Source organism: Gibbsiella greigii (assembly GCF_039540155.1).
Classification (GTDB): Bacteria; Pseudomonadota; Gammaproteobacteria; order Enterobacterales; family Enterobacteriaceae; genus Gibbsiella; species Gibbsiella quercinecans.
This window is the reverse complement of sequence record NZ_BAABEM010000007.1, coordinates 226,841-243,820: the sequence shown is the minus strand read 5'-3', so window position 1 is coordinate 243,820 and position 16,980 is coordinate 226,841. Positions and strand designations below refer to the sequence as shown.

Here is a 16,980-nt window from a genome sequence, read left to right as displayed (position 1 = left end):
CGGCCAGCAACGGCAGCCCGTTGATGCCAGTTCCAGTAAAACTATCATACGCGCGAATAATCACGCGGCAAGACTGCGATTGTGCCTGAATGTGCGCTACAATCATCGCAGTTTACCAGTACGATCCGGCACCGGATCTCCTTTCAGGTTGGCCCGTCACGCCTTACGGCAAATGCAGCCCGCGTTGCTACCGGCTTGCACTTCTGCGCCAGCGCTTTATGATTCCTCTATTCTTTTCGTGAACTCAGGGTGCGCCTAAACCATGGCCTACATTGTTGCGTTGACAGGCGGTATCGGCAGCGGCAAAACCACCGTCGCCAACGCTTTTGCGCGCTTTGGCGCCACCATCGTCGATGCCGACGTGATAGCCCGCCAGGTCGTCGAGCCGGGCACCCCTGCGTTGGCGACAATCGCCGCGCATTTTGGTAATGAAATATTACAGGCGAACGGTTCACTGGACCGCGCCAGGCTGCGCCAGCTTATTTTCAACCACCCGGCGGAAAAAGCCTGGCTGAATCAGCTCCTCCACCCGCTGATCCATCAGGAAACGCAGCGCCAGTTGGCCCTGGCCAGCCGCCCCTATGCCCTGTGGGTAGTGCCGCTGCTGGTGGAAAACGATCTGCATACGCGCGCCGACCGGGTGCTGGTGGTCGATGCCGATCGCGAGACGCAACTGGCCAGAACCATGGCCCGCGACGGCAGCAGCCGCGAGCAGGCGCTCAATATCTTGTCGGCCCAGGCCACGCGCCACCAACGCCTGGCGGTGGCCGACGACGTCATTGATAACAGCGGCAACCTGCGGGATATTGAACCCGCTGTCGCACTATTACATCAACGCTATCTAGAATTGGCGGCATCCGCGCCCCAACAGGATTACACCGAATGAGCGATGTTTCCCCTACCGTTCTTTTTGAACACCCGCTGAATGAAAAAATGCGCACCTGGCTGCGCATTGAGTTTCTTTTACAGCAGCTGTATCAGCAGCAGGCATTGGACAATACCGCTATTGCCCTGACGTTTTTCCGCGCCGTCGCCGATCTGTTGGATGTGCTGGAGCGCGGCGAAGTGCGTACCGAACTGCTCAAAGAGCTGGAACGCCAGCAGCAGAAACTGCTGCAGTGGGCGGACGTGCCGGGCGTGGACATGACGCTGGTCAACCAACTGCGTGACCAACTCAAACAGTGCGCGTCCTCACTGATGGCCGCCCCGCGGCTGGGGCAGGCTTTGCGCGAGGATCGCCTGATTGCGTTGGTGCGCCAGCGCCTGAGCATCCCCGGCGGCTGTTGCAGTTTCGATTTGCCCACGCTGCATATGTGGATGCATATCCCGCAGCACCAGCGCGATCGCGATGTCGGCGCCTGGCTGGAAACGCTGCAGCCGCTCAGCCACGCCCTGTCGATGGTGTTGGATCTGATCCGTAAATCCGGCCAGTTCCAAAACCAGATCAGCCTGAATGGCTTTTTCCAGGACAATGCCGAAGGGGCCGATCTGCTGCGCCTGCGTATCAACCTGGAATATCAGCTCTACCCGCAAATTTCCGGCCATAAAACGCGCTATGCCATCCGCTTCCTGCCGCTGGACAGCGAGCACGGCAAGGTTGCCGAACGGTTGACGTTCGCCCTGGCCTGTTGTTAATTCATCAGAAAAAAATACGCCCTCGCCAAGCCGCGGGGGTAAGGAAAAGTAATGACGACCGTAGTGAAGTGCCCAACCTGTGGTAAAGGCGTGGTCTGGGGAGAAGTCAGCCCCTTTCGCCCGTTCTGCAGCAAACGCTGCCAGCTCATCGATCTTGGCGAATGGGCGGCGGAGGAAAAACGGATACCCAGCCAGAGCGATCTGACGGAAAGCGAAGAGTGGAGCGAAGAAGACAAGGAGTAAGAAATGGCCTGGCGCGCTAACGCCAGACTGGCACAGTTCACACCGCCGGGTTAGCCTGCGCCACCAGCAGTTGAATAATCGTGGCATTAGCCGGCGGGAAATCAGCCGCCTGCAAATCGGCCTGCCTGGCCCAGCGCATCGGTTGGCCTTCCCGGCCATACGGCTCACCGCGCCACTGCTCTACCAGATAGAAATGCAGCGTCACGATCCGATCATCAAAACGGTGCTCAATCACTTCCAGCGGGGTAGCCTGCTGCACGTCAATACCGGTTTCTTCCTGCAGCTCGCGCGTTAACGCCTGCTCGGGCGTTTCCCCGTCTTCTATCTTGCCGCCGGGAAACTCCCAAAACCCCGCCATATGCGAATCGGCAGCACGTTGGGTGAGGAAGATTTCTTGCCGGGTATTACGGATAATGCCAACGGCAATATTCAACTGTTTCATCGCGTCTCCAGATATAAACCCAAGATAATTCGAGTTGCAGGACAAAAACGCAAAAGCGTTTTTGAACAGCGCTAGCGCTGGCCCCGAAGGGGTGCGGCCGTATGGCCGAATCATGCGGCAACGCAGCAAATCCCCAGGCGCTTACCGAAGTCAAGTGACTGGGGAGCCAACACACCTGCAACTTGAAGTATGAAGGGTATAAACGCAGGGTGCCGGTTAGCATCCCCAAAAAGAGGGGACCAGCATGCTGATCCCCTTGCGTTTGGCCGGCACCCGTTGCCGGATGCCGCCCGTCTTTTTACCGCAGCGCCGGCCTTATTTCTGCAGGCGACCGTGGCACTGCTTGTACTTTTTGCCTGAACCGCATGGGCAAGGATCGTTACGGCCAACCTTGCGTTCAGCGACGGCTGGCGTATTGGGTTCATCAACGGCCAGCGAGTTTTCATCCTGATGGCTCAGCTGTTGCTGCTGGGCCAAGCGTTCCGCTTCGCTGCGGCGTTGTTGTTCCAGGGCCTCAACCTCTTCCGGCATCCGCACCTGAACTTTGCTGAGCACGCTGATCACTTCATACTTCAGCGATTCCAGCATCGCGGCGAACATGGCGAAGGATTCACGTTTATATTCCTGCTTCGGATCCTTTTGCGCGTAGCCACGCAAATGGATGCCCTGGCGCAGGTAATCCATCGCGGCCAGGTGCTCTTTCCACAACGAATCCAGGGTTTGCAGCATCACGCCTTTTTCAAAGTTGCGCATCATTTCGCTGCCGACCACTTCTTCCTTGCGCAGATATTCTTCCTTGGCCTTATCCAGAATACGCTCACGCAGCGTTTCTTCATGCAGCTCCGGCTCTTTGTCCAGCCACTCGGCAAGCGGCAGTGCCAAATCGAAATCTTTCTTCAGGCGATCTTCCAGCCCTTTCACATCCCACATTTCCTCCAGCGACTGCGGCGGAATGTAGTTATCAATCGTCGCCTTGAAGACGTCTTCGCGGATACTGTTGATGGTTTCACTGACGTCGGACACATCCAGCAATTCATTACGCTGGCTGTATATGGCGCGACGCTGGTCGTTGGCCACATCATCGTATTCCAGCAGTTGTTTACGGATATCAAAGTTGCGGCTTTCTACTTTACGCTGTGCGTTGGCGATCGCCTTGGTCACCCATGGGTGCTCAATTGCTTCGCCTTCTTTCATCCCCAGCTTACGCATCATGTTGGACACGCGATCGGAGGCAAAAATACGCATCAGGGCATCTTCCATCGACAGATAGAAGCGGGAAGAACCGGCATCGCCCTGGCGGCCGGAACGGCCACGCAGCTGGTTGTCGATACGGCGTGATTCGTGGCGTTCGGTACCGATAATGTGCAGGCCGCCTGCCGCCAATACGGCGTCATGGCGCACTTTCCACGCCTGCTTGATCTCTTCGATCTGCTCTTCGGTTGGAGCTTCCAACTGCGCAATCTCGCTCTGCCAGCTGCCACCCAGCACAATATCGGTACCACGCCCTGCCATGTTGGTGGCGATGGTCACCGCACCGGACTGGCCGGCCTGAGCCACAATATCCGCTTCCATGGCGTGGAATTTGGCGTTCAGCACTTTATGGTCGATACCGGCCTTCGCCAGTTCGCGGGAAACCACTTCGGATTTCTCGATCGAGATAGTACCTACCAGCACCGGTTGGCCTTTGGCGGTACGTTCACGAATATCTTCGATGATCGCCGCGATTTTCTCTTTCTCGGTCATGTAGACCAGATCCGGCATGTCTTTACGGATCATCGGGCGGTTGGTCGGCACCACGATGGTATCCAGCTTGTAGATCGAGCTGAACTCAAACGCTTCGGTGTCTGCGGTACCGGTCATCCCGGCCAACTTCTCGTACAGACGGAAATAGTTCTGGAAGGTGATCGAAGCCAGGGTCTGGTTTTCATTTTGAATTTCCACCCCTTCCTTAGCTTCCACCGCCTGGTGCAGGCCGTCAGACCAGCGGCGGCCCTGCATGGTACGGCCGGTGTGTTCATCAACGATAATGACTTCGCCATCTTTCACAATGTAGTCAACGTCGCGGGTAAACAACACGTGAGCACGCAATGCGGCGGTAACATGGTGCATCAGCATGATATTGGCCGGGGAATACAGCGATTCGCCTTCATCCATAATGCCGGCGCCCACCAGCAGCTCTTCGATCAGAATCAAACCGCGCTCGGTCAAGTGCACCTGGCGCGCTTTTTCATCCACCGAAAAGTGGCCGTCGCCATGGAAAGTGTCAGAGTCTTCTTTTTCCTGGCGGATCAGTTTAGGGATCAGTTTGTCGACCTTGATGTACATCTCAGAGCTGTCTTCAGCCGGGCCGGAGATGATCAGCGGAGTACGCGCTTCATCGATAAGAATGGAGTCGACCTCATCCACCAGCGCATAGTGCAGCGGGCGCTGCACGCGCTCTTCCGGGCTGAACGCCATGTTGTCGCGCAGATAGTCAAAGCCGTATTCGTTGTTGGTGCCGTAGGTAATATCGGCGGCGTAGGCTTCACGTTTGGCTGGCGCTGGCATGCCCGGCAGGTTGATACCCACGGTCAGGCCGAGGAATTCAAACAGCGGGCGGTTGTTTTCCGCATCGCGCTGGGCCAGGTAGTCGTTGACGGTAACCACGTGTACACCGCGGCCGCTCAACGCATTCAGGTATGCCGGCAGGGTCGCCGTCAGGGTTTTACCTTCACCGGTACGCATTTCCGCAATGCAGCGATCGTTGAGCACCATGCCGCCCAGCAGCTGTACGTCGAAGTGGCGCATGCCGAACACGCGTTTACTGGCTTCGCGCACCACGGCGAATGCTTCCGGCAACAGATTCTCCAGCACTTCGCCTTTTTTCAGGCGCTCACGGAACTCACTGGTCTTGGCTTTTAACTGTTCATCGGACAGCTTTTCCATGTCCGGTTCCATACGGTTAATCTGCTCAACCACTTTACGCATACGGCGCAGCGTACGGTCGTTGCGGCTGCCAAAAACTTTGGTCAATAATTTCACTAACATGATGTTTACTGTCTCTTGAATGACGGCCATAACGGGCCATCAATTACCGTTGTTCATTAAGGATAGGGTCGCCCACGCGGGCAAAGATGATCAGGCTGCAGCAGGCCCAGCGCGGATCCCCTGCACCTGCGCCAGCCACAAGCCGGCCTGGTGCTGCGCGAAGGGTGGCAGCACCGCATGGCGGGTATCGCGAACGATGGTTGGCGGTTTGGGCTCATGCGTCAGCAGCGCATTCAGGGTGGAAAGCAGCGCCAGTTGGGCCTGGGCTACCTGTAACGGCTCGGCGGCTTGCGCTTCGGTTTCCTGCGCACGCGCATAGACAACCTGCGGCGCCAGAGCAAAAGAAAGGTGACGAATGACGGTGCGAAGCGCATGCTGGTGCCAGTAGTCGACGCCAAAGGTAGGGCGACGATGCACATCCTGCAGCAACGCCAGGCTGTTAAAGGCACCGCTGGCGGAGTTCTGGCGGTTAACGCTGGACGAATTGCTCGGTAACGCGGCCTGCTCAGGGCAGCCAGACAAATTTTGCGGGACGCCAAGCGTGGCCGCTACCATCCCCAGCAGGAGATGAGGCCAAAAATAACGTCTGCCAAATTGTCGCCAACGATTTAGAATACCGATCACGAGTTTATAATCCGCCGGAGCTCATCATGCGCGATAGCCGTCCACAATTATTAGATTTCCTGTTTACTGAGGCGTCCGCAGCGAACAAAGGGCCGCTACACGATGTTCAACAACGCGCTATCGCGCTGCTGAAACTCAACCGGGCAGTGAAGGGGCTATTGCCAGCCCAGTTGCACCCCTGGTGCCGTGTCGCAAACTTCAGACAGGGTATTTTAGTGCTAGAAACGGCAAATGCCAGCTGGATGATGCGCTTGCGCTACGAACAGCCTAATTTATTATCTGCACTACGGGGGCAAATTCTACCATCATTGTCGTCGATCGACATCAGGATTAATCCCGCGCTGATGGTAAAAGGCAGTAATCAACAGGCCGATGCGGCGAAGAAAAAACCAGGCGGCGAAAAACCAGCTGCGCCGTTGCGGCATTTGAGCCAGGAAAGTGCGGAACAGTTGAGGGGATTAGCGAGCCGCAGCCCGGAAAAATTGCGCAAAACGTTGGAACGACTGGCAGCGTTGGCCGGAGAGAGTGCCAAAACTACCAGTCGCGATCAATAATCAGCGATATCAGGCCAAGCTTATGCCAAAACGGTCGACGGTGCCTTGAATGCCAGCGGCATTTCGGCTTCGTCCTGGAACGTAACGTATTCCCAGGCTTCCTGTTTTGCCAGCACAGCCTGCAACAGTTTGTTGTTCAGCGCATGACCAGATTTATATGCGGTGAACGAACCAATAATGTTGTGGCCGCACATGAACAGATCGCCGATGGCGTCGAGCATTTTGTGGCGAACGAATTCGTCTTCAAAGCGCAGGCCGTCTTCGTTCAGCACGCGGTAGTCATCCACCACGATGGCGCAGTCAAAGCTGCCGCCCAGCGCCAAACCACGCGACTGCAGGTACTCGATGTCACGCATGAAACCGAAGGTACGCGCACGGCTGATCTGGCGCACGAACGAATCGGCGGAAAAATCCAGACGATAACGTTGTGAGCTGGCATCAATCGCCGGGTGGTTGAAGTCGATGGTAAAGTCGAGGCGGAACCCGTTATGCGGGGACAGTTCTGCCCACTTGTCGCCATCTTCTACGCGCACGGTGTCTTTAATGCGCAAGAATTTCTTCGCTGAGCTCAGTTCTTCAATCCCTGCGTCCAACAGCAGGAAAACGAATGGGCTAGCGCTGCCGTCCATGATCGGGATTTCGGCGGCGTCGACTTCAATAATGATGTTGTCAATGCCCAACCCGGCCAAAGCCGCATTCAGATGCTCAACGGTAGAAATACGCACATCATGCTCATTCACCAGACAAGTACAGAGCATGGTATCTCGCACGGATTTTGCATCAGCCGGGAAATCAACCGGTGGATTCAAGTCAGTGCGACGATAGATGACCCCGGTATTCGCCGGCGCTGGGCGCATTGTCAGCGTGACTTTCTTGCCGGTATGCAAACCGACACCCGTCGCCTGAACAATACGTTTTAATGTCCTTTGTTTGATCATCGTGTTATCTCGCAATGTTATTCATCCTACCGGCCAATGATACAGCATGACCGGTGGGACATTTTAGCACAAAGAGCGGAGATACCAAATTCTCAGGATATTCTTAATCCGCCTGCTTACGCAGGAACGCAGGAATATCCAGATAATCAGGCTCTTTGTTTGGCTGCGCGTTCTGATCGTTGACCACTTTGGCAGCAGGCTTCACTTCCTGTTGCAGCGGCGACATACCGTGCTGCTGATAACGATGATCCATTACCGGCTGGCTGGCCTGTTTGTTGGTCACCAGGGTAATTTCAGGACGTTTGTCCATGCCGATACCAGTCGCAACAACGGTAACGCGCAGTTCGTCGTTCATCTCTGGATCCAGAGATGTACCGATAACCACGGTCGCGTTGTCGGAAGCGAATGCACGGATGGTGTTACCCACGGTTTCGAATTCGTCCAGACGCAGATCGAAGCCAGCCGTGATGTTAACCAGCACGCCGCGCGCACCAGACAGATCGATATCTTCCAGCAGCGGGCTGGAAATTGCCATTTCCGCCGCTTCTTCCGCACGATCTTCGCCACAGGCCACGCCGGAACCCATCATCGCGTAGCCCATTTCGGACATCACGGTGCGCACGTCGGCAAAGTCGACGTTCATCAGGCCCGGACGGGTGATCAGTTCGGCAATACCCTGCACAGCGCCTTTCAGCACGTCATTGGCCGCGCCGAACGCGTCCAGCAGAGAGATGCCACGGCCCAGAACTTTCAACAGTTTATCGTTCGGGATGGTGATCAGGGAGTCCACGTGTTTGGACAGCTCAGCGATACCCTGCTCAGCGAACGCCATGCGTTTCTTGCCTTCGAAGTTGAAAGGCTTGGTAACCACGGCCACTGTCAGAATACCCAGATCTTTCGCCACTTCGGCTACCACTGGCGCAGCGCCGGTACCGGTGCCGCCGCCCATGCCGGCTGCGATAAAGACCATGTCCGCGCCTTCCAGCGCAGAGCGCAGGGCTTCGCGGTCTTCTTCCGCGGAATTACGCCCTACTTCGGGGTTTGCGCCAGCCCCCAACCCTTTGGTAATACCGCTACCAATCTGGATGGTTTGGCCCACAGCCGTTTTACGTAGCGCCTGAGCGTCTGTGTTAACGGCAAAGAATTCGACACCTTCGATGCGCTCGCGCACCATGTGTTCAACGGCGTTGCCGCCGCCACCGCCGACGCCGATGACTTTAATCACCGCGTCATTGGTTAGTTCCATTGGTTCAAACATAGTTTCTCTCCGTTTTGTGCCTGTCGCTGCGAGATCATAAGAAGATGTAAATCAGCATGATCTCTTTGTTGAAACATTAAAACTCTTTTCTCAGCCAGCTATTGATACGTTTAAACCAACTGCCCACTGAGGCGCGTTTTTCTACTTCCGTCTCGCCATTAAGGTGAGACTCTTTTCCATAGTGCAGCAGCCCGACCGCGGTCGAATAGTAAGGCTCCTGCGCATAATCCGTCAGACCCGTGATGTTCAAGGGTTGGCCGATGCGTACCTGGGTATGAAACACCCGTTGCGCACAGGCTGCCAGGCCATCAATCTGGGCGGCGCCACCGGTCAGCACAATACCCGCTGCCAGATGGTGCTTCACCCCCTGCTGACGTAGCTGCTCCTGCAATTGCAAAATCTCGTCGTTGACCAGATTCAACAGTTCGGTGTAGCGCGGCTCAATCACTTCAGCCAGTGTCTGTCTTTGCAGACTACGCGGAGGGCGGCCCCCGACGCTAGGCACCTCTACACTCTCATCCTTGCTAACAATCGATCCAAGCGCACAACCGTGCCGAACTTTGATCGCTTCCGCATCTGTCGGCGGCGTGCCGAAGGCATAGGCGATATCGCTGGTGACCACGTTGCCGGCGTATGGGATCACTTTGGTGTGGCGCAACGCGCCGCCGGTGTACACCGCCATATCCATGGTGCCACCGCCAATGTCCACAACACAAACGCCAAGCTCGCGCTCATCCTCGGTCAGCACCGCATAGCTGGCGGCCAGACCGGCGAAAATAAGTTGGTCAACTTTCAGACCACAACGTTCAACCGCTTTCACGATGTTTTTCGCCATATCGTTATGGCAGGTAATCAGGTGCACCTTGGCCTGCATACGCACGCCGGACAACCCTACCGGGTTTTTGATGCCTTCCTGATAGTCGATCGCATATTCCTGCGGGATCACATGCAGGATGCGATGCTCATCGCGAACGCGTACCGACTTGGCGGTATGAACCACGTTCTCAACATCTTCAAGCGTTACTTCTTCTTCGGAAATCGGCACCATGCCGATTTCGTTCTGGCAGCTGATATGCTTGCCGGAAAGCGCCAGATAAACCGAGGAAATCTGGCAATCCGCCATCAGCTCCGCCTGGTCGATCGCGCGCTGTACGCACTTCACTACCGATTCCAGGTCGTTTACGCCCCCCTTGTCCATCCCGCGGGACGGGCAGCTACCCACACCGATAATATTGACCATGCCATCGGGCAGAACTTCCCCTACCAATGCGGCGACTTTTGCCGTACCGATCTCCAGTCCAACTACCAGCTTTCTGTCCGTCGACTTGATCATTGTTGTTTTGCCTGTGCCTGATTCTGTTGCTGATTACTGTTTTGCCGATCGCGCGTCGCCGAGCCATCCGTTTGCTGCTGTTGATCCAGCGGCAGCGGAGACCAACCAACCGAGGCGCCTGATTCATAGCGCAGATCGACATAGCTGACGCGTTTGCCCTCTGCCTGCCCCTGCTGCACCAATACCGGATATAACCCGATAAAGCGCTGCAGACGCCCCATGCGATCGTCACGTCCCAGTTCCAGCCGAACATCGTTATCCAAAGCCAACTGCCAGGAATGGCGGGCGCTCATCGCCACCATTTTCAGCGAAAACCTGTTGGCCGCTAACACGCTACTCATGGTCCGATAGCCTTCCAGAACGTCTTGCTCGCTCCCTTCCGGACCATAGAGCAACGGCAATTTCTGCTTGCCGACACGTTCTGCCGGGACGCTGAACGACTTGCCCTCGGCATCCACCATGTGCAAGTCATTCCAACGCGCCGCCGGGACATATTCCACCAGGTGGATTTTCAGCTCATCCGGCCACTGCTTGCGCACGCTGGCCTGCTTAATCCACGGCAGCCGTTCAATCTGCTGCTGGATGACGTTGACATCCTGCGTCATGAACGTCCCCGGCGATCCCAGCGCCAGGATCGCCTGGCGAATATCATCGTTGGTGGTGTAATGGCGTTCGCCGGTCACCACCAACCGTGACAGCGGCAGGCGGCTTGCGTCCTTCATCCAACCAACCACCGCCCAACCACTCCACAAAATTGTTCCTAACACCATCAGCAGGAAAATAATTCCGGCCAACTGGGTTCCATTGCTGCGGCGTGGGTTGTTATCCGCCTCACGCTCGCGCACATTCAGGGCAGCTTGCGACATATCAGTCGGCCAATTCCAAAATTTCCGCTACCAACTGCGGAAAACTCAAACCATATTGGCGCGCCGCCATCGGCACCAGGCTATGGCTGGTCATGCCTGGCGAAGTATTTACCTCCAGCAGATAGAAGCGGCCATCGCTATCTTGCATTACATCAACCCGGCCCCAGCCGCTGCAGCCCAACGCACGGTACGCGCGCTGCGACAGGGCGGCCAGTTCGGCTTCCTGTTCGGCATTCAGGCCGCTTGGGCAGAAGTACTGCGTATCTTCGGCTACGTACTTGGCCTGGTAATCGTAAAATACCCCGGCCGCCTGAATACGAATCGAAGGCAGCATTTGCTCCCCCAAAAACGCCACGGTGTATTCCGGGCCGCTGAGCCATTTTTCCACCAGCACATCGTCGTCGTGCTGGAAAGCCGCGGCCAAGGCCGCTTCCAGCGCCTCAGGCTCGCTCACCTTACTCATCCCGACGCTGGAACCTTCACGGTTCGGCTTCACTATCAGCGGCAGCCCCAACGCCGCAATAGCCGCCAACTGCGCTTCCCGGGCCGCGCCGGTGAAGGCCTGGCGTTGCAGGGCCACATACGGCGCGATGGGCAAACCCAGCGCTTGCCATACCAGCTTGCTGCGCCATTTATCCATGGTCAGCGCCGAAGCCATCACGCCGCTGCCGGTATAGGGCAGGCCGAGAAACTCCAGCGCCCCTTGCAGAGTGCCGTCTTCACCGCCGCGCCCGTGCAGGGCGATAAAGACTTTGGTAAAACCGTGCGCTTTCAGCTCGGTTACCGGAAAATCCTGCGGATCGACGCCGTGGGCATCAACACCCGCTTCGCGCAAGCCCGCCAGCACTGCCGCGCCGGATTGAAGCGACACGTCGCGTTCAGCGGAGGAGCCGCCCAGCAAAACGGCAACTTTGTCAGCCATGGCTCGCCTCCTCGTTTTTTATCGGCCGCAGCTTCTGCTCGGCCAGCTTACGCGCGATTTTGCCGACGTTGCCCGCCCCCTGCACCAATACCAGATCGTCATCCTGCAGCAGTTGCGCCAACGTTTCCGGCACAGTCGCCGCGTCGGAAACCAAAATCGGATCCAGCTTGCCGCGGTTGCGGATAGTGCGGCACAGCGAGCGGCTGTCGGCGCCCGGGATCGGGGCTTCGCCCGCCGGATACACATCCAGCATCAGTAACACATCCACCTGCGACAACACGTTAGCGAAATCGTCGTACAGATCGCGCGTACGCGTGTAACGGTGCGGCTGGAAAATCATCACCAGCCGTTTTTCCGGCCAGCCGGCGCGCGCCGCTTTGATCGTCGCATCAACTTCAGTCGGGTGGTGGCCATAATCATCCACCAGCATCGCGCTGCCCGGTTGGCCATTCACTAACTCCAGCGGATACTCGCCGAGGAAATCGAAGCGGCGCCCGGTGCCCTGGAACCCCGCCAGCGCACGCAGGATGTCGTCGTCGTCGATCCCTTCTTCGGTGGCCACCGCCACCGCAGCGGCGGCGTTCAGCGCGTTATGGCGGCCCGGCGCATTCAGCGTCACCGTCAACAGCGGCTTATCCTGACGGCTCAGGGTAAAGTGCCCCTGCGGCCCAATTTGCTGATAGCCTTCTACGCGCACATCGGCATCTTCACTAAAACCGTAGGTGGTGATATGGCGCCCCACGCGCGGCAGGAGTTCACGCACCACCGGATCGTCCACGCACATTACCGCACGGCCGTAAAACGGCAGGTTGTGCAGAAAATTAATGAACGTCTGCTTCAAATTCTCGAAGTCGCCCTGGTAGGTATCCATATGGTCGGCTTCAATGTTGGTGACAATCGCCACCATCGGCTGCAAATGCAGGAACGACGCGTCGCTCTCATCCGCTTCCGCAATCAGGTAACGGCTGGAGCCCAGGCGCGCATGGGTGCCTGCGGCCTTCACTAGCCCACCGTTGACAAAGGTCGGGTCCAGCCCGGCCTCGGCATAAATGCTCGACACCATCGCCGTGGTAGTAGTTTTGCCGTGCGTCCCGGCGATGGCGATGCCATGACGGAAACGCATCAGCTCGGCCAGCATTTCAGCGCGGCGGATCACCGGAATACGCGCCTCGCGGGCGGCGACGATTTCCGGGTTGTCCGCCGGGATCGCCGTGGAAACCACCACCACGCTAGCGTCCTGAACGTTCTCCGGGCGGTGATGGAAATAGATCGTCGCCCCCAGTTCGCTCAACTGCTGGGTTACCGGATTGGGCGCCAGATCGGAGCCGCTAATCTGATAGCCTTCATTTGCCAACACTTCGGCGATACCACCCATACCGGCACCACCGATGCCGACAAAGTGAATGTGCCGGACGCGATGCATCTCGGGCACGATAGTACGTAGTTTCGCCAGTTGTTGTGTATTCATCACTTTCTCTATCCAGGAGCAGCGAACCGCCCCCCATTACCTGTTCTTCACTATGCGCCCGGCAAACCGAGCCCATGCATTATTATCTGGCCGCGTCGATCAGTTCGGCCGCCACGCGATCGGTCGCATCCGGGATCGCCACGGCGCGCGCTTTTTCAGCCATCGCCAGCAACGTCGGGCGATCCCAGCTTGCCAGCAGTTCCGCAACCACGTCGGCATTAAACTGCGGCTGTTCGATAATTTTCGCCGCACCGGCCTCTTCCAGCGGGCGGGCATTCCAGTACTGCTGGCGATCCTTGTGCTGGAACGGCACGAAAATCGCCGGCAACCCGGCCGCCGCCACCTCGCTGACGGTCAGCGCGCCGGAACGGCAAACAACCACATCCGCCCAGGCATAGGCGCCGGCCATGTCATCGATGAACTCGGTGACCTTGTGCTGCGTCTGCCCGGTTTTCTCATAGGCAGCCAGCACACTTTCCAAAGCGCCCTTGCCCACTTGATGCCAGAGCGTAATTCTATCGCCCAAACGCGCGGCGACTTCAGGAACTGTCTGATTCAGCACGCGTGCGCCCTGGCTGCCGCCGATGACCAGCACACGGATTGGCCCTTCACGCCCTTTAAGGCGTTGGTTCGGCAACGGCAGCGCCAGCACATCGGTGCGCACCGGGTTGCCGACCACATCAGCGTGCGGGAACGCGCCGGGAAACGCCTGCAATACGGTTTTGGCGATACGCGCCAACCAGCGGTTGGTCAGCCCGGCAATCCCGTTTTGTTCGTGCAGCACCACCGGGATGCCGCACAACCAGGCCGCCAGGCCGCCCGGGCCGGAAACGTAGCCGCCCATCCCCAGCACCACGTCCGGCTGGTAGCTGCGCATGATCAGGATAGCCTGGCGCACCGCGCGCCAAATGCGCACCGGCGCCGCCAACTGGGCCATCAGCCCTTTACCGCGCAGGCCTGAAATACGGATGAAATCAATTGCGATTCCGTGTTTTGGCACTAAATCGGCTTCCATACGGTCCGCGGTACCGAGCCAGCGCACCTGCCAGCCTTGCGCCATCAGGTGATGCGCAACCGCCAGCCCCGGGAACACATGCCCGCCCGTGCCGCCTGCCATCACCATTAAACGCTTGGGTTTCCCGCTCATGCCTTACCTCTTAACAAACGCCTGCGCTTTGCTCAGGCGTGTTTCAAAATCAATCCGCAGCAACAGCACAATCGCCGTTGACATAATTAACAGGCTCGAACCACCGTAACTGATCAGCGGCAGGGTCAGGCCTTTGGTCGGCAACATCCCCGCCGCCGCACCAACGTTCACCAGCGCCTGGAAGCTGAACCAGATGCCGATCGAGCAGGCCAGGAAGCCGGAGAAGCGCTGATCGATTTCCAACGCCCGGCGGCCGATCGACATCGCGCGAAAAGCGACGAAGAATACCATTAACAGCGCAAGAACCACACCGATATAGCCCAACTCTTCACCTAAGATCGAAAAGATAAAGTCAGTGTGCGCTTCAGGCAGATATTCCAGTTTCTGCACCGAGTTCCCCAGGCCTTGGCCCCAGAACTCACCACGGCCAAACGCCATCAGCGACTGGGTTAACTGGTAACCGCTGCCGAACGGATCGTCCCACGGGTTCCAGAAAGAGGTTACGCGGCGCATACGGTAAGGCTCGGCGATAATCAGCAGCACGACGGCAATCAGGCCGGAGCCGATAATCGCCAGGAATTGCCACAGCTTGGCGCCGGCCAGGAACAGCATCGCCAGCGTGGTGACAAACAGCACCACCACGGTGCCGAGGTCCGGCTGCGCCAGCAGCAGCACCGCCAGCACCACCATCACGCCCATCGGCTTACAGAAGCCCCAGAAGTTACTGCGGACTTCATCCACCTTGCGCACCAGATAGCTGGCCAAATAGCAAAACAACGACAGCTTCGACAGCTCAGCCGGCTGAATTCGCAGCGGGCCCAGCGCGATCCAGCGCGATGCCCCGTTAACCGAACTGCCCACCACCAACACAATCAGCAGCATCACGATCGACAGCAGCAGCATCACATTGCTATAACGCTGCCACACGTCCATCGGGATGCGCAGCGTAACCAGCGACAGGCCAAAGGCCAGCCCCAGGTACAGCGCGTCACGTTTGGCGAACAAGAAAGGATCGTCCGCCAGGCGCTGACCGATCGGCATCGAGGCCGACGTCACCATCACGAAACCGATAATTGCCAGGCCGAAGGTGAGCCACAGCAGAGTGCGGTCGTACAGCACCATGGTGGCGGCATCGTGGTCGCGTGCCCCCATCACCCACTCTTTTAGTTTGTCCGCCAGGCCGAACGTCGGCACCCGTAGTCTCATCCGCCAAGCTCCTGTGCCAGACGGGCAAACTCGTTGCCGCGCTCTTCAAAATTACGGAACTGATCCAGACTGGCGCAGGCCGGCGACAGCAACACCATATCGCCCGGCTGAAGGCGGCCGGCAATCACCTGCATCGCCTGTTCCATGGTATCGGTTTGCACCGCTACTTCCGGGCGCAGCTCGGCCAGTTGGGCGCCATCGCGCCCGAAGCAGTACAGGCGAATATTGTCGCCCTGCAGATAGCGCGTCAGCGGCGAAAAATCAGCGGACTTGCCATCACCACCCAGCAGCAGGTGCAGCGTGCCGGCCACCTGCAGGCCATTGAGCGCCGCTTCGGTGCTGCCCACGTTGGTGGCTTTTGAATCGTTAATCCAACGCACCCCGTTGTTTTGCCACACCAGTTGGAAACGGTGCGGCAAACCGGTAAAGAGAGTCAGCGCCTTCAGGCTGGAGGCGCGCGGCAGATGCACCGCATCGGCCAACGCCAGCGCCGCCAGCGCATTGGTATAGTTGTGGCGCCCCACCAGATTCATCTCACTGGTGTTCAGCACTTTTTCGCCGCGCACCCGCAGCCAGGTTTCACCCTGCTGGTTATTCAGGTGGTAATCGCCCACGTCGATACCAAAGCTGATGCAACGCTCATCGGCGCCGCGAATCGGCATCGTCAGGGCATCATCGGCATTCACCACGCACACCGCGGCGTTTTCATAAACCTTCAGCTTGGCGGCGCGATATTGCTGCAGGCCAAACGGGTAGCGATCCATATGGTCTTCGGTGACGTTCAGGATGGTGGCAGCTGCCGCATGCAGGCTGCTAGTGGTTTCCAACTGGAAGCTGGACAGCTCCAGCACATACAGTTGGCACTCCTGTTCCAGCAGGCGCAACGCAGGCAGGCCAATGTTGCCGCCCACGCCAACCGCCCAACCGGCGGCCTTCGCCATTTCCCCCACCAGGGTGGTGACGGTGCTTTTGCCGTTGGAGCCGGTGATCGCCACGATCGGCGCTACTGCTTCGCGGCAAAACAGCTCCACGTCGCCGACAATTTCCACGCCGGCATCGGCGGCGGCGCTCAGCGCCGGCGTCGCCAACGCGATACCAGGGCTGGCGACGATCAGATCGGCGGCCAGCAGCCAGTCTTCATGCAGCGAACCCAGATGGCGCTCAATGCTCTCGGGCAGTTTATCCAGGCCTGGCGGAGAAACACGGGTATCCATAACGCGCGGCGTCACACCGCGTGCCATAAAGAAATCAACGCAGGACAGACCGGTCAGGCCCAACCCGATGATGACGACTTTTTTACCCTGATAATCCACCATA

The 16,980-nt window shown here is 58.0% G+C and carries 16 protein-coding genes; 4 read left to right on the top strand and 12 right to left on the bottom strand.

From position 1 onward, the window contains the following. Window positions 1-262: 262 nt before the first annotated feature. From coaE to yacG, 3 genes are read left to right on the top strand one after another with little or no spacing between them, the layout of a single operon-like run. Window positions 263-886 (top strand): dephospho-CoA kinase, encoded by a 624-nt coding sequence (gene coaE / locus AC559G_RS07690; RefSeq protein ID WP_498912093.1) that lies wholly within the window; start codon window positions 263-265, stop codon window positions 884-886. Then, the gene (gene zapD, locus AC559G_RS07685; protein ID WP_438597672.1) at window positions 883-1,635 is read left to right on the top strand and encodes a cell division protein ZapD; all 753 of its coding nucleotides are present in this window, start codon (window positions 883-885) and stop codon (window positions 1,633-1,635) included. The genes coaE and zapD overlap by 4 nt, the downstream gene beginning before the upstream one ends. Before the next feature lie 51 nt (window positions 1,636-1,686). Continuing rightward, complete coding sequence (gene yacG / locus AC559G_RS07680; protein ID WP_279028202.1) at window positions 1,687-1,878, top strand: DNA gyrase inhibitor YacG; 192 nt, start codon at window positions 1,687-1,689, stop codon at window positions 1,876-1,878. Window positions 1,879-1,915: 37 nt separating this feature from the next. Here yacG and mutT read toward each other — a convergent pair whose 3' ends face one another. The 3 genes from mutT to secM all read right to left on the bottom strand — a co-directional run bounded on the left by mutT (window position 1,916) and on the right by secM (window position 5,971). Then, entirely contained in the window at window positions 1,916-2,320 is a 405-nt protein-coding gene (mutT, locus tag AC559G_RS07675) for a (deoxy)nucleoside triphosphate pyrophosphohydrolase (protein ID WP_498912092.1), read from the bottom strand. 315 nt (window positions 2,321-2,635) lie between these two features. After that, window positions 2,636-5,347, bottom strand: a complete 2,712-nt coding sequence (gene secA, locus AC559G_RS07670) for a preprotein translocase subunit SecA (RefSeq protein ID WP_498912091.1) — start codon at window positions 5,345-5,347, stop codon at window positions 2,636-2,638. Window positions 5,348-5,437: 90 nt separating this feature from the next. Then, complete coding sequence (gene secM / locus AC559G_RS07665) at window positions 5,438-5,971, bottom strand: secA translation cis-regulator SecM (protein ID WP_498912090.1); 534 nt, start codon at window positions 5,969-5,971, stop codon at window positions 5,438-5,440. Window positions 5,972-5,997: 26 nt separating this feature from the next. Between secM and AC559G_RS07660 the strand changes: the two genes are divergently transcribed. Then, a complete protein-coding gene (locus AC559G_RS07660) occupies window positions 5,998-6,525 on the top strand; it encodes a DUF721 domain-containing protein (RefSeq protein ID WP_462615141.1) in 528 nt (175 codons plus the stop codon). A 20-nt stretch (window positions 6,526-6,545) separates the two neighbouring features. On the opposite strand, the gene lpxC is transcribed toward AC559G_RS07660, so the two are convergent. From lpxC to murD, 9 genes are all read right to left on the bottom strand, one after another. Then, entirely contained in the window at window positions 6,546-7,463 is a 918-nt protein-coding gene (gene lpxC / locus AC559G_RS07655) for a UDP-3-O-acyl-N-acetylglucosamine deacetylase (protein WP_438596729.1), read from the bottom strand. 103 nt (window positions 7,464-7,566) lie between these two features. Continuing rightward, entirely contained in the window at window positions 7,567-8,721 is a 1,155-nt protein-coding gene (gene ftsZ / locus AC559G_RS07650) for a cell division protein FtsZ (RefSeq protein WP_095845981.1), read from the bottom strand. A 76-nt stretch (window positions 8,722-8,797) separates the two neighbouring features. Next, window positions 8,798-10,054, bottom strand: coding sequence for a cell division protein FtsA (gene ftsA, locus AC559G_RS07645; protein ID WP_095845982.1), 1,257 nt, complete (start codon window positions 10,052-10,054; stop codon window positions 8,798-8,800). Further along, entirely contained in the window at window positions 10,051-10,920 is an 870-nt protein-coding gene (gene ftsQ, locus AC559G_RS07640; protein WP_438596728.1) for a cell division protein FtsQ, read from the bottom strand. Before ftsQ ends, ftsA begins: the two co-directional genes overlap by 4 nt. 1 nt (window position 10,921) lies before the next feature. Continuing rightward, window positions 10,922-11,842: a D-alanine--D-alanine ligase gene (locus tag AC559G_RS07635; RefSeq protein ID WP_498912089.1), complete on the bottom strand. Its 921-nt coding sequence runs from the start codon at window positions 11,840-11,842 to the stop codon at window positions 10,922-10,924. Continuing rightward, a complete protein-coding gene (gene murC / locus AC559G_RS07630) occupies window positions 11,835-13,310 on the bottom strand; it encodes a UDP-N-acetylmuramate--L-alanine ligase (RefSeq protein ID WP_438596726.1) in 1,476 nt (491 codons plus the stop codon). Before murC ends, AC559G_RS07635 begins: the two co-directional genes overlap by 8 nt. 82 nt (window positions 13,311-13,392) lie before the next feature. Next, window positions 13,393-14,457 carry an undecaprenyldiphospho-muramoylpentapeptide beta-N-acetylglucosaminyltransferase gene (gene murG / locus AC559G_RS07625; RefSeq protein WP_462615139.1) on the bottom strand — a complete coding sequence of 355 codons (1,065 nt, stop codon included), beginning with the start codon at window positions 14,455-14,457 and terminating at the stop codon, window positions 13,393-13,395. 3 nt (window positions 14,458-14,460) lie between these two features. Beyond that, on the bottom strand, window positions 14,461-15,663 hold the full coding sequence (ftsW, locus tag AC559G_RS07620) for a cell division protein FtsW (RefSeq protein ID WP_498912088.1): 1,203 nt from the start codon (window positions 15,661-15,663) through the stop codon (window positions 14,461-14,463). Next, complete coding sequence (gene murD, locus AC559G_RS07615; RefSeq protein WP_498912087.1) at window positions 15,660-16,979, bottom strand: Mur ligase family protein; 1,320 nt, start codon at window positions 16,977-16,979, stop codon at window positions 15,660-15,662. The genes ftsW and murD overlap by 4 nt, the downstream gene beginning before the upstream one ends. Window position 16,980 lies beyond the last annotated feature (1 nt).